The organism is Paenibacillus marchantiae, assembly GCF_028771845.1.
In the GTDB taxonomy this organism is placed as follows: domain Bacteria; phylum Bacillota; class Bacilli; order Paenibacillales; family Paenibacillaceae; genus Paenibacillus; species Paenibacillus marchantiae.
In genome coordinates this window covers 810,629-823,251 of sequence record NZ_CP118270.1, presented here as the reverse complement: position 1 = coordinate 823,251, position 12,623 = coordinate 810,629, and the positions used below count along the sequence as shown (strand labels likewise).

Annotated in this window: 13 protein-coding genes; 9 read left to right on the top strand and 4 right to left on the bottom strand. The window is 48.6% G+C overall.

What is annotated here, in order from left to right:
• Positions 1-105 precede the first annotated feature (105 nt).
• Together PTQ21_RS03765 and PTQ21_RS03760 are read right to left on the bottom strand one after the other, a co-directional pair.
• A complete protein-coding gene (locus PTQ21_RS03765; protein ID WP_274568867.1) occupies positions 106-1,290 on the bottom strand; it encodes a glycoside hydrolase family 130 protein in 1,185 nt (394 codons plus the stop codon).
• 2 nt (positions 1,291-1,292) lie between these two features.
• The gene (locus PTQ21_RS03760) at positions 1,293-2,474 is read right to left on the bottom strand and encodes an AGE family epimerase/isomerase (protein ID WP_274568866.1); all 1,182 of its coding nucleotides are present in this window, start codon (positions 2,472-2,474) and stop codon (positions 1,293-1,295) included.
• A gap of 223 nt (positions 2,475-2,697) precedes the next feature.
• On the opposite strand from PTQ21_RS03760, the gene PTQ21_RS03755 reads away from it, so the two are divergent.
• The 5 genes from PTQ21_RS03755 to PTQ21_RS03735 all read left to right on the top strand — a co-directional run bounded on the left by PTQ21_RS03755 (position 2,698) and on the right by PTQ21_RS03735 (position 8,101).
• Complete coding sequence (locus tag PTQ21_RS03755; protein ID WP_274568864.1) at positions 2,698-4,011, top strand: ABC transporter substrate-binding protein; 1,314 nt, start codon at positions 2,698-2,700, stop codon at positions 4,009-4,011.
• A 248-nt stretch (positions 4,012-4,259) separates the two neighbouring features.
• On the top strand, positions 4,260-5,147 hold the full coding sequence (locus PTQ21_RS03750) for a carbohydrate ABC transporter permease (RefSeq protein WP_072733955.1): 888 nt from the start codon (positions 4,260-4,262) through the stop codon (positions 5,145-5,147).
• On the top strand, positions 5,144-5,983 hold the full coding sequence (locus PTQ21_RS03745) for a carbohydrate ABC transporter permease (RefSeq protein ID WP_063567578.1): 840 nt from the start codon (positions 5,144-5,146) through the stop codon (positions 5,981-5,983). Before PTQ21_RS03750 ends, PTQ21_RS03745 begins: the two co-directional genes overlap by 4 nt.
• 22 nt (positions 5,984-6,005) lie before the next feature.
• A complete protein-coding gene (locus PTQ21_RS03740) occupies positions 6,006-7,043 on the top strand; it encodes a glycoside hydrolase family 130 protein (protein ID WP_063567579.1) in 1,038 nt (345 codons plus the stop codon).
• Between the two features lie 116 nt (positions 7,044-7,159).
• Positions 7,160-8,101 carry a glycoside hydrolase family 113 gene (locus PTQ21_RS03735; RefSeq protein ID WP_274568862.1) on the top strand — a complete coding sequence of 314 codons (942 nt, stop codon included), beginning with the start codon at positions 7,160-7,162 and terminating at the stop codon, positions 8,099-8,101.
• Between the two features lie 212 nt (positions 8,102-8,313).
• Here the strand turns inward: PTQ21_RS03735 and PTQ21_RS03730 are convergent, their stop codons facing one another.
• Together PTQ21_RS03730 and PTQ21_RS03725 are read right to left on the bottom strand one after the other, a co-directional pair.
• Positions 8,314-8,895 (bottom strand): NAD(P)H-dependent oxidoreductase, encoded by a 582-nt coding sequence (locus PTQ21_RS03730; RefSeq protein ID WP_274570437.1) that lies wholly within the window; start codon positions 8,893-8,895, stop codon positions 8,314-8,316.
• A 207-nt stretch (positions 8,896-9,102) separates the two neighbouring features.
• Positions 9,103-9,714, bottom strand: a complete 612-nt coding sequence (locus tag PTQ21_RS03725; RefSeq protein WP_274570436.1) for a TetR/AcrR family transcriptional regulator — start codon at positions 9,712-9,714, stop codon at positions 9,103-9,105.
• A 164-nt stretch (positions 9,715-9,878) separates the two neighbouring features.
• Here PTQ21_RS03725 and PTQ21_RS03720 point away from each other — a divergent pair, with 164 nt between their 5' ends.
• The 4 genes from PTQ21_RS03720 to PTQ21_RS03705 all read left to right on the top strand — a co-directional run bounded on the left by PTQ21_RS03720 (position 9,879) and on the right by PTQ21_RS03705 (position 12,547).
• Positions 9,879-10,910 (top strand): phosphotransferase family protein, encoded by a 1,032-nt coding sequence (locus PTQ21_RS03720; protein WP_274568861.1) that lies wholly within the window; start codon positions 9,879-9,881, stop codon positions 10,908-10,910.
• Positions 10,911-10,937: 27 nt separating this feature from the next.
• Positions 10,938-11,936, top strand: coding sequence for a glycosyltransferase (locus tag PTQ21_RS03715; RefSeq protein ID WP_063567582.1), 999 nt, complete (start codon positions 10,938-10,940; stop codon positions 11,934-11,936).
• Positions 11,937-11,989: 53 nt separating this feature from the next.
• A complete protein-coding gene (locus PTQ21_RS03710) occupies positions 11,990-12,274 on the top strand; it encodes a YesK family protein (protein WP_063567583.1) in 285 nt (94 codons plus the stop codon).
• 111 nt (positions 12,275-12,385) lie between these two features.
• Complete coding sequence (locus tag PTQ21_RS03705; protein WP_162842465.1) at positions 12,386-12,547, top strand: hypothetical protein; 162 nt, start codon at positions 12,386-12,388, stop codon at positions 12,545-12,547.
• The last annotated feature ends 76 nt before the right edge of the window (positions 12,548-12,623 follow it).

The following is a 12,623-nucleotide window of genomic DNA, read 5'->3' as shown; positions in this document are numbered from 1 at the left end:
CCATATTAGTATACATCGTTACCCACATGGAATAAAGAAATTCTGGTTAGCGCTGCGCTAATTTTTCAGCATGCCGCATTTTCCGTTGAAGGCTGTTCTTCAGATTTAAACCAATTGCATTTGGAGAAGCTTCTCATTCCGCTCAATCAGGTCACCGCGCTGGCTGGCACAATCCAGGGAACGGTACGGGTCAGCCGGAGTATTAAAGGTGTAATCGACCAGTTTATCCAGCGTCGTTGTGGCCACATGACAGCGGGTATCGCTGGATGCGTAATAAATGAAAACTTCACCCTGTTCGTTGACCACTGCACCGTTGCAGAAAATAACATTGGACACATCGCCTACGCGCTCGTCGTCATAAGGAGCAATGAAGTGTCCGCCCGGCTTGGCGATGATGCGTGCCGGATCATTCAGATCCGTGGCGAACGTGTACAGCACATAGCGAAGACCCGCCGCCGTGTTGCGCACTCCGTGGGCAATGTGAATCCAGCCGCGATCCGTTTTGATCGGAGCAGGGCCCTGGCCATTTTTCACTTCGTATACCGTATGGTATTTCCGTTCATCAATGATTGTTTCTTCTGCAATGACCGGATTCAGAATATCCTCGCACAGACCAAAGGCGATCCCGCCGCCGCTGCCTGTGGAGATGAATCCGTCTTGCGGACGGGTGTAGAACGCATATTTACCCTCTACAAATTCGGGATGCAACACAACATTTCGCTGTTGAGGGGAGTTGGTCCTGATGTTGGGCAGACGCTCCCAGCTGAGCAGATCGCGTGTCCGGACAAGTCCTGCCTGGGCTACGGCACTGGATGTATCAAATGCTGGTGCTTCAGGGTCTTTGCGCTCCGAGCAGTAAATACCATAGATCCAGCCATCTTCATGCTGAACCAATCGCATATCATATTGGTTGGTTTCGTCGGCATCGATATCTTCCCACACTAAGGGTTTGCCTGTGAAGCGAAATCCGTCGATGCCGTTATCACTCTCAGCTAGAGCGAAGATGGATTTACGTTCCAATCCTTCGGTTCGGATGACCATCACGTATTTGCCATTGAAATAGATGGCCCCCGGATTAAGCGTAGCGTTAATGCCCAGACGCTCCATGAAGTGGGGGTTCGTCGTTTCGTCCAGATCAAATCTCCAGTGCAGCGGTACATGATGGCGTGTGATTACCGGATAACGGTACCGATCATATACGCCATTGTAGAAGGAAGAGTCAATTTCATTTTGGCGCGTAAGCAGCTGCTCCTGTTGCTCCAATAATTCATTGTATTTGGGGTGTATCATCGTTATCCCATCCTCTCAATTAGTTCAATGCAGAATCGGCTATTGTGATATGGGCATTTCCACGGTCCGGCGATTTCGCTTTGATCCGGTGTGCCGTTCCCGTCTACCGACCAGTACCATTCCCCGCCAGCGCGGTGATCGATAATGTGTTCCTTCGTATATGTCCACAAGCGTTCTACTCTCTCCAAAAACAAACGGTCACCTGTACGCTCATAGGCGTTGTAGAAGCCGACCATCGCCTCGGCCTGAACCCACCATATCCGTTTCTCATCCACACGGTCACCCTCTTGTTCATTCATCAGGGAGCCATCGGCCTGTACAGCCACATTGGAAATGTTATAGGCAATATCCGTAACCATCGCAGAATACTCCGGGTGTTGAGCCAGATCCAGCACTTTCAACGTTTCGTCGATCAGCCAGCTGGCTTCAATGTCATGCCCGAATGAGCGTAGATCAATGATGGAGTCCCAATCCTTGTTGAAAAATACCCCGAGAAACTTTGTGTCTTTGTCATACACTCGTTCATATAAGATGCCGAGCAAGCGTTCCAGCGCCGTCTTCACCTGCTGATCTGGCCACACTCGGTAGAGCGTGGTATAGGCCTCCAACACGTGAATATGCGTATTCATCGTGTAATCCGCGATCACACCATTCTCGCTCAGCATTTCATTGGGCTGTTCATTCCAGAAGCGATCAAATTGTTCCTTGTATGCAGGTAATTCGGCATTCAGCCCTTGATCCTCTATCAGGGCAAAAAGCGTTTTCGCAAGTTCCAAAGCAGATGCATCCCCAGTGGCACGATAGTACTCACTCATTGAGTAGACACCGAAGGATTGCGTATACACATGTTTGCTTGTGTCGAGCGGTTTTCCATTGGCATGGACCATCCAGTACATGCCGCCGTATTCCGTATCCATCACATGATTCACAAGAAAACGGTAAGCATGTTCAGCGTGATCACGCCAGATTTCATTTCCGGTTACCCGGTAGGCTGCTGCAAAGGACCATAATTGTCGTGCCGTGGCGATTCCGCCCTTGGGAGCGAGTGGATCGACCTGAAGGTCATTACCGACCCAGCCGTAGAATCCGCCGTTGTTATGATCTTTGAGGGCAGACCAGAATGGCAGAATATGACCTTCCCAGTGTTCTTTTATTTCAGTTCTAATGTCATTGGTGTGAGTCATAAGTGAGCGCTCCTTCAAAGTACAGGATTCAATTAATATTTAAGTTAACGTTAACTTTATTGATTAATATTAGTGTCGGGAAAATACGTTGTCAACGAATCTTGTGATAAAAACTTTTGCTAAGTAATAAATAATTTAATTGACAGGTAAACATTACCATAATAAAATTCATTTTGTAACCTTAACGATAACTTAAATTAACTTAGAAAAGGGGTAGAACCAAATGAGAAAAAACAAAGGCTGGATGCTTCTGCTTACCATGCTGCTCATCACTTCTCTGCTCGCAGCTTGCTCTTCCGGGGGTGGATCTCCACAGGCAGGAGAGGAAATCAGTACAGATCCTGCGGATATTAAGGGCGAAATCACCGTTCTCACGCAGCGTACAGATATTGTTGATAGCGTATTCAAAGATTACGCCGCGGAGTTCAATAAGGAATACCCGGATGTCAAAGTAAACTTCCAGGCACTGGCCGATTATGAGGGACAAGTGAAGATTCGTATGAGTACCAAAGATTATGGTGACGTGCTGATGATCCCCACCAGCGTACCGATTGCCGACATTCCGGACTTTTTTGAACCACTAGGCACGTACGATGAGCTGAAAGAGAAGTACACAGGCATCGAAGAACGTATGGTGGACGGTCAGATATATGGAATTCCAACCGTTATCACGTTCTCTGGCATCATCTATAACAAGCAGGTGTTCAAGGACGCTGGCATTGCGGAAGTTCCCAAAACGCCTGAGCAGTTCCAGGCTGCACTGCAATTGGTGAAAGACAATACGGACGCAGTTCCATTGTACACCAACTATGCCTCCGGCTGGGCTTTGACACAATGGGAAGCAGATCTGCCGACGGTTGCAGGCAGTGTGGACTACGTAAACATTGACCAACCGAACACGGATGAAAACTTTGTGGCTGGCAAGCCGCACTATGAATTGTACAAAGTGCTTTACGACGCAGCCAAGAATGGCCTGATTGAGAAAGATCCGACCACAACCGACTGGGAAAGCTCCAAGGCTGATCTGGCCAATGGGAAAATTGCAACGATGGCGCTTGGATCTTGGGCGATTACCCAAATTCAAGGCTTGACGGATACACCGGATAATATCGGATTCTTGCCATTTCCTACGAATGCAAGTGATGTTGTCGTTCCACTCGCAGCAGACTATAACATCGGCATGAACGTGAACAGTGAGAACAAACCTGCTGCGAAAGCCTGGATTGACTGGTTCCTGGCGAAATCGAATTACGCGGTTGAGCAAGGCGGGGGTATGAGCGCAGACAAAAATGCGGAATTGCCACCGATTTTGGATCAATACAAAGACGTTACATTCTCCACACTGACTCCTGCCAAAGAAGGACAGGAAGGTCTGGTTGACAAAATCGACAACGAAGGCGAGATTGGCCTCTGGCAGCCTGACTTCAAGAAACGCATTATCGAAGCTGCCATCAGTAATCGCAGCGAATCGTACGACGACATCATGAAGGATCTGAATGATAAATGGGTTAAAGCGCGGACAGAACTGGCGAAATAAGCAGATTGCGGGGATTCATCGATCTGTAAAGGCGCTACCTGTTGGCCGACCACCGCTGAAATACAGCGAGGCACCACGCCTTGGCTGAGGGGAGAGGGTCTCCCCTTTTCCCACGGCATTTTGCATCTGGATGCAGCATATCGGATGTGAAATGCCACCTTCGGTGGTTGATTATCCAGCCGGATTTGTTCATTGGACGGGAGTCTTTCGATATAAAAGCGGCAGAACCGCTTGGAGGTGTGGAGAGCATGAAATACTTGAAGATTTCGAATTGGGGCTATTCAGCGCAACGCATATTTATCATTTGTGCCTTTTCAATCATTCCGCTGGCACTGCTGTTCACGTTTGCTTATTTGCCTGTCATTAATATGTTCAAATACAGCTTCACCGATTGGAACGGATATAGCAAAAGGTTCGACTATGTGGGGTTTGAGAACTACTCGCGGATATTCAGTGACCCTGAGTATTTTAAAGTGTTTATTGTCAGTTTGTATTATTTTGTGGCTACCTTCGTACAAATGGGTCTGGCCCTCTACTTTGCAACGATTCTAAGCTTCAAAATCCGCGGCAAAAACTTTTTCAAAGGCATATTGTTCTTCCCCTATCTGCTGAATGGCGTAGCCATCGGATTTATCTTCCTCTTTTTCTTCAAACCGGACGGGACCCTCGATACACTTATGCAGGCAGTCGGTCTTGGGCAGTACACCCAGCTCTGGCTTGGGAATCCGAACATTATTAACGTGTCGCTCGCAGGCGCATCGGTATGGAGATACATGGGCTTTAACTTCATCATCTTCCTGGGTGCGATCTCTTCCATTCAAAAAGATGTCTATGAAGCATCAGATATTGACGGGGCTAATCGCTGGCAGCAGTTCCGCCATATCATCCTGCCGAGTATCACACGCATCCTGCAGCTCAACCTGATTTTGGCGATTAGCGGCGCAATCAGTGCGTTCGATATTCCATACATTATGACCGATGGTTCCAACGGCAGTGAGACGTTTGTGATTCAGACCGTTCACTTGGCATTTAAGTACGGCAAGCTGGGCTTGGCATCGGCAATGGCTGTTGTGCTGCTGTTTATTGTCATTCTTGTTACGCTGGTTCAGCGTGTCACCATGAAAGGGGAGGAATGAACGTGCAACCATTCAAATATACCCTTGCGAGCATATTTAAATATGCTTCACTCATTCTCGCAGCGTTCATTGCGCTTGTACCCATCGTTGTGGTGTTGTTTGCATCGCTCAAAACCAATGCAGAATATGCGACCAGCAGTCCGCTGGCCCCACCAGCCAACTGGCTGAACTTTGCGAACTATACCAAGGCTTTTGTGGACGGCAACATGCTGGTCGGTTTCAAAAATACGATTATCATCCTGATCATCTCCATCGTGGGTGCCACTTTAACGGGTTCCATGATCGCGTATGTGCTGGATCGTTTCAAATTCAAAGGCAAGAAAATTATGGTCGCCGCGTTTCTGCTCGCTACCCTCATTCCGAGTGTGACGACGCAGGTCGCCACATTCCAGATCATCAACGCGCTCGACCTGTTCAATACCAGATGGGCAGCCATTGTGATGTACCTTGGTACAGATATCATCGCGGTATATATCTTCCTGCAATTCCTGGGTTCCATCTCGAATGCATTGGATGAATCCGCCATGCTGGACGGCGCTTCCTACTTCACGATCTATTGGAGAATCATTCTGCCACTTCTGAAACCAGCGATTGTAACGGTCATTATCGTGAAGGGTGTCAACATCTACAATGACTTTTACACACCATTCCTGTACATGCCCAAGACAGACTTACAGGTCATATCCACGGCTCTTTTCAAATTCAAGGGACCGTTCGGATCACAGTGGGAGGTCATCAGCGCAGGGATCATGATCGCCATCATTCCAACGATGATCATCTTCCTACTGCTACAGAAGTACATTTACAACGGCTTCGCACAAGGCTCCGTTAAATAAAAACGAAGGGAGAAATGAAACGATGACAGTTGTTGATACGAAAAACGTACACATTGTTGGGGATGTATTGCCGAATATGCCTTGGGAGGATAAACCGGAGGGAACAGAAGGCCCGGTATGGAGACACTCCGCCAACCCGATCGTGCCGCGTAACCCGGTCAAGGGAGTTGCCCGTATTTTCAACAGTGCGGTGATTCCTTATGAAGGGAAATTCATCGGAGTATTCCGCGCAGAAACCATTAATGGACGTCCACACCTGCACATGGGATCCAGTGAGGATGGCCTGAAGTGGAATATTGAAGAACAACGAATAACTTTTGTGGACGAGAACGGCGATTCCTTCATGCCGAACTATGCATACGACCCGCGTCTGGTGAAAGTGGAAGATACGTATTACATCATCTGGTGTACCGATTTCTACGGTGCAGCGCTGGGCTTGGCGAAGACGGAAGATTTCAAAACGTTTGTACGTCTCGAAAATCCGATGCTTCCGTTCAACCGCAATGGCGTGTTGTTTCCACGCAAAATCAATGATAACTATGTGATGTTGTCCAGACCAAGCGACAGCGGACATACGCCGTTCGGGGACATTTTTCTGAGCGAAAGTCCGGATCTCGTGTACTGGGGCAAGCACCGTCATGTCATGAGCAAAGGTGGTCAGGGCTGGTGGCAATCGGTCAAAATTGGCGGCGGTCCGGCACCGATTGAAACGTCCGAAGGCTGGCTGATGTTCTACCACGGCGTAACCGGAACGTGCAATGGTTTTGTTTATAGTATGGGTGCGGTCATTCTGGATCTGGATGAGCCATCCAAAGTGAAATATCGTTCCTCCAACTTCGTACTGACCCCGGAAAAATGGTATGAGGAGCAAGGCTTTGTGGACAATGTCGTCTTCCCATGCGCCACATTGCATGATGCAGAGACAGGACGGATTGCCATCTATTATGGTGCAGCCGACACATACGTTGGAGTGGCTTATACCACTGTCGAAGAGATTGTGAACTACGTTATCGAGACCGACGAAGTCATTGCCGGAGACCGTGAGGAAGGCAAATTATAATTGAAGTGAAACAATTTTAAATAAAGCTGATGGTACTGCAATCGTAGTGGGACGTGTTATACATTCGGTCATTCATTTTACATTAATTGAAAAAGGGGCATTGCGGAATAATGCATATGGAATACATCAAGGGATTTACATTTGGCTGGATGAGTGGTAGGGGAGACTTCCGCAAGCCGGAAGCGAAAGAATCCTTGCGTCTGATGGCTGAACGCACTGGTAGTTCGCATGTTATTTTTGCACTGGCGGCACATCAGGATCGTCCGCAGGCTGTAGAGGTCAAATATGAGGGTGAACATATGGTGGAAGACGATGAATTGGTGGATATGATACGTTATGCCCGCACACTGGGACTGCGGGTCATTCTGAAACCAACCGTCAATTGCACCGATGGCACATGGCGTGCACACATTAACTTCTTTGATATCGATGTGCCGTGTGAGCCAAAATGGCAGGACTGGTTCCACAGTTATACCGTGTATCAGAAGCATTATGCGGCCATTGCAGAGCGTGAGAAATGCGAGATGTTTATTGTGGGTTGTGAGATGGTGCAGTCTGAGCGTCGGAGCGAGGAATGGCGCGAGGTCATCGCGGGAGTGCGTGAAGTGTATTCGGGGCTAGTATCCTACAACACCGACAAGTATCAGGAAGGGCATGTGAATTGGTGGGATGCCGTGGACGTCATCTCGTCCAGTGGGTACTATCCCATCGGAGATTGGGAAGCGCAATTGGATCGGATTGAACAGGCCATTGCACCTTATGGTAAACCCTTTTTCTTCGCAGAAGCGGGCTGCCCTAGCCGCAGTGGATCGGCACAGGTGCCGAACGACTGGGGATTGAAAGGTGAAGTGAATGCGGAAGAGCAGGAGCAGTTCTATGAAGCCATGTTCCGTCATGCAAGTAAGCGGGAGTGGGTACGCGGCTTTGGTCTGTGGGACTGGAGCGCCCATCTGCATCAGGAGCAAGATGCCTTGAGTGATGATGGATACGGAGTTTATGGTAAACCAGCCGAGAAGGTCATTCGTCGGTTCTATGAAGGCATTGCATTGGAAGCTTAGTCTGTCTTGGAGTTGAGTTATCCCATCTACTTGAATAGCGTTTATATATGGACAAAGATACTGCTGTGCTTATGCACGCAGTATCTTTTTTGGTTAAGTTTAATTTCTTTCTATTAAATGTAAATAGTCTCGAATATAAATTGTTAGAAGAATATATCGTTTAATTTAGTGATAACATTATATGAAAATCCCTTCAAGAACGAGTTGTTTTTTTACCCCAATTTCTGTCCAAGCTGCTCAATTTTCTCCAGCCATTTCTTTCTCTGTTCCTCGGACTGTTTGCCGACCAGATCTACAGGTGTTATGCGCACAGGTTTGATGCCTGTCAGAGCAAAGGTGGAGATCTTCATCATTTTGTGTGCAGGTTCACCCTGGAACCATTTGTAGTACCAGTTCGGACCATCCATGGTGGTGATCATGCGTGCGGAGCGACCTTTGAGCAGTTGATCCGGGAAAAGTTTACCTTTGTGATACTTGAAGGCATAGCCTGGCATGAAGATGCGGTCGATGAATCCTTTGAACAAAGCTGGTGGTCCTCCCCACCAAATCGGAAACACCCATACGAGATGCTCTGCCCACTTAATGGCCTCTTGGGCTTCCAGCAAGTCCGGTTCGAGCGGAAGTTTATTGCGGTATCCACCGGCTAAATTCATGTTGAAATCCAACTCATTTAGGGTGATCATACGAACCTCGGCACCTGCCTGCACAGCGCCTTTACGATAAGCTTCGGCGATTGCGCCATTGTAACTTGGGGATACGGGGTTGCCTTGGATGATTAATATTTTCTTCATAATGGTGACACGTCCTGACTATTTTAGTTAATGAACACTAACCTCATGTGCAAAAAGAAAAGGTCACGAATGACCTGGTAAATATTCAGGAACCTCCTGAAAGTCAGTTGAAGCCGGCGCTTCTAATTTAAAAGAATGTTTTTACACAGGAGCACTGTGCGATCAGATGCATCTCTTGATCGCCGACAGACCGGAACGATCTTCGCAAAGCTATTCCGCCCGCTTCTGCCCCATATCATTTGCCCCCTGGCCCAACATCGACACAAGGCGGTGAACGGTTTCTCCGGTGTATGGAACAAGCAGCTCTGGCAGTTCACCTTGCATACTGGATACGGCCAGGCGCGTAATAGCACCAATGACCAGAACGGCCGTGAGCCGTGAATCCTGAGCGGGCAGCTCACCTCGCATAATTCCCTGATCGATTAGATCAATCAACGCATCCAGCGGCTGGCGGTAATCTTCACTGCTTCCAGCTTCAATGAAAATCTCGTGATTTTGTGAAATTAACAGCAGTCCGTAGGGATCTTCATCATGCAGGTGGAGAACTTCGGTAATCAGTTGCTGGAAGCGTTCCAGCACCGGGCCCTCCTGGCGAACATACCCGTCAATCAGGGCGGTATAGTCCGCGCAATATTGGGTGAAAGCCTCAAGGGCAACGGCATCTTTGTTTTTAAAATGTTTGTAGATCGCCGCATCCGTTACTCCGGCGGCGTCACCGATCTCTTTGACGGAAATGCCGTCAACGCCTTTGGTTGCAAACAAGCGCATCGCCGCTTGTAGGATGTCTTTCTTTTTGCTGTCAACATGAGGTTTGTTCTTCATGATTGTATAGTAAGTGATTACTAACCAAATTGCAACTACCATTTCAGAAACTCTTATTTAACGCTAGGAAAAGTGCTTTTGCTCAAAGCTTGCAGGCTTATGAACGGCAACGTATGATGGATAGAAATAATAACGGATAGACGGGCAAAGGAGCTTGGACAGTAGTGGGGCTGCAAAGCAAACATCAGCGGCGCCAGCTCCAGACCTTGGGAACGAAATGGAAGGTGAATGGCGTGAATGAAGACGTGCAGGCGCATCGCTGGGTGACTCCAGAAGGGACGTTGAATGAACAATATATAACAAGCAGGGAACAGCTCTACAAAGGCATGAATGGCAAGTATGTGGAGCGTTTCACTGTTCATACAGGGGAAAGTTATATTTTCAAACCGCTAACTAATCCTGAGCAATATGGGCGCGAGCAATGGATGTCGAGGCATGTGCTGTCTGTATTGCCCCCTATCTATCCAGCGCTGATTGCTGCATCAGACCGTGAAATTAACGCAAAACAGAGCTGGATCATCTATGAGGATCTGGGCGAACTGGTGCATGATTCGCGGGAAGAGACGATGCTGGCTGCTGCTGTACATATGGCGGAGTGGCACACGTTATCTGTTGCAGATTGGGGTGAGCTGCCCCGGGTCGGTCAGAAACCGCCAATTCGGGACATGCTGGATGATCTGCTTGGGCAAAAGGAATCCACCGCTGATTTGTTATCTAAACTGGAGATCACGCTGTCACCATCGGATTGGCACAACATCGCCGTGCTAATCCATACGGCAGAGGAGGAGTTACCTCGTGTTTTGTGTCACGGAGATCTGCATCCCGGCAACATGGCGGATGTGAATGGCAGGCTGGTGATTATCGATTGGGAGCATGCGCATCTGAATACGGCTCTTTGGGACGTGTATCATCTGGTGGATCTATCGCATCCGCTGTTCCCGAGAACCGTTACGCCTGAGCTGCGGGAGCGGATTATCGATGTTTATCTGGACGGGCTGGAGCGCCATAGCGTTCAGGTTGAACGGGTTTCTTTTAAAAAGTGGTACCGCGCATATGCCATTGTATTCTCGCTCTGGATGCTGCGTCTGATTGATGGGGATCTAAGAAGTGCAGACTGTGTATGGCCGGAGGAACAGCTGCGGAACCAGTGGCACGAGACGGCAATGACGCTGAAACAGTGCATGAAGCAGTGTTGAAGGGAATAGAAATGAGGGGTGCAGAACATGCGTAAAGTAGGACTAGTAATGCGTAAAATTCAATTCACGGAGGCACAGGGCCCGCGCGTATTTGCGGATCGATTGAAGCAGATCGGGCTGGAGCTGGGCGTGGAGATTGTGTTCATCTCGCCGGAGCGCCATGTTAGCGGGTATGACTGGTTGCCGGGTTATGAGCATGAGAAAGGCGACCTGGTGAACTATGATATCGTACTGGACCAGATATATAGCCAAAATATAGAGCATGTCATCTACACCGTATCCGGGTTTACGTTTTTGAAGATGTTTTTACCGAAGAGTGTGTTGTTCCCGCACAGCTTTCCCGACCCGGCGCTGACGGGGTATGAGATGATGAAGCCATTTTATACGATGGTGGATAAAGCGATTGTGCAGACGGAGTTCCTAAAAACAGAATTGGGCCGCAATTTCGGTGTACATGACGTGAACGTTATCCCGATTGGCTTTAGCGAAGAGCTCGCAAACCGCCACTACGACCCGAGTCAGGTTGTGCATAATCGCGTGCTCTGGATCGGTCGGGATGAAGCGAATCGTCGCCCGGATCTGGTGCTGGAATATGCCCGGCAGAACCCGGACAAGGAAGTATACATGGTATTCGGCGGTCGCCGCTATGAGGAAAGCATGAAGAAATACAACATTCCGGACAATGTAAAATTGCAATTTGCGCTGACACAGGATGAAGTATTTACCCTGATGAACTCGTCCAAGGTGTATTGGAGCTGTTCGGCCTTTGATACGTTTGCGATGCCGCTGACTGAAGCCATGGCGATGGGCAAAATGGTTGTGAAGCCGGAGCATGCCTGCTATGGTCACATTCGATCAACGCATGCCTTTGCAGGCAATGAGGATAACTGGTTTGAACTGGTGAACATGGCTGCTGCTGCACCGCGCAGTGTGTCGGAAGACAACCGTGAGTATGCCTTTGGTGCTTTTTCGCGCACGATCATGAAAGAGGGATACCGGGAGTTCTTTGCCAACTGGTTGAAGTAATGAGAGGTCTGTAGCGAAGGCTCTAACCATTCAGCAAGAAGGAGGAGAACCTTATGGAAGTACTCATCCTGTGGACGCTTGGCATGTGGGCTGTGCAGCTGCTGATCGAATGGCTTATCTATCGGTTGCAGGGACGTCGAATGACCGGTGTTCAATATATACTGCCATGTGTGGCCTTGCTCGGCGGAGCCGTTGTGATCATGATTAGCATTGAGATTGGCGGGTGGAACGGTATCGGTTATGCCTTGCTTGGTGCATCGCTGGGTGCAGCGGGAATGTTGACACTAATTACGGTGGCGATTACGGATGTAGTGTTTCGGCGTCGGAGACGGAATTAATCGGAGGGTTAGCTGCTGTACAGTAAGAGTGAATTGGACGATAGGGCGGTTGCAGGAATGCATTCGTCTGTGATATATTGACATTAATTATGACAAGGGAGGTGAAGACAGGTGAATCACGAGATGCTTAACAACCGTATTAGCCAGCTGCCGATTGCTATGGCTGGCATTGTTCATACTTTTCTGACCAACGGGAGAAGTCTGTCCAATTTTGAATATACGGAAATTAACATTTGCGAGAAGATGCCTGCCTTGACCTCATTCGGACGATAAGCGATATTGCTTGAATTCTGAAGGGCCGCGGAGCTAACCTCCTGCGGCTCTTTTTGTGTTGCGGTCAGGATCTTCC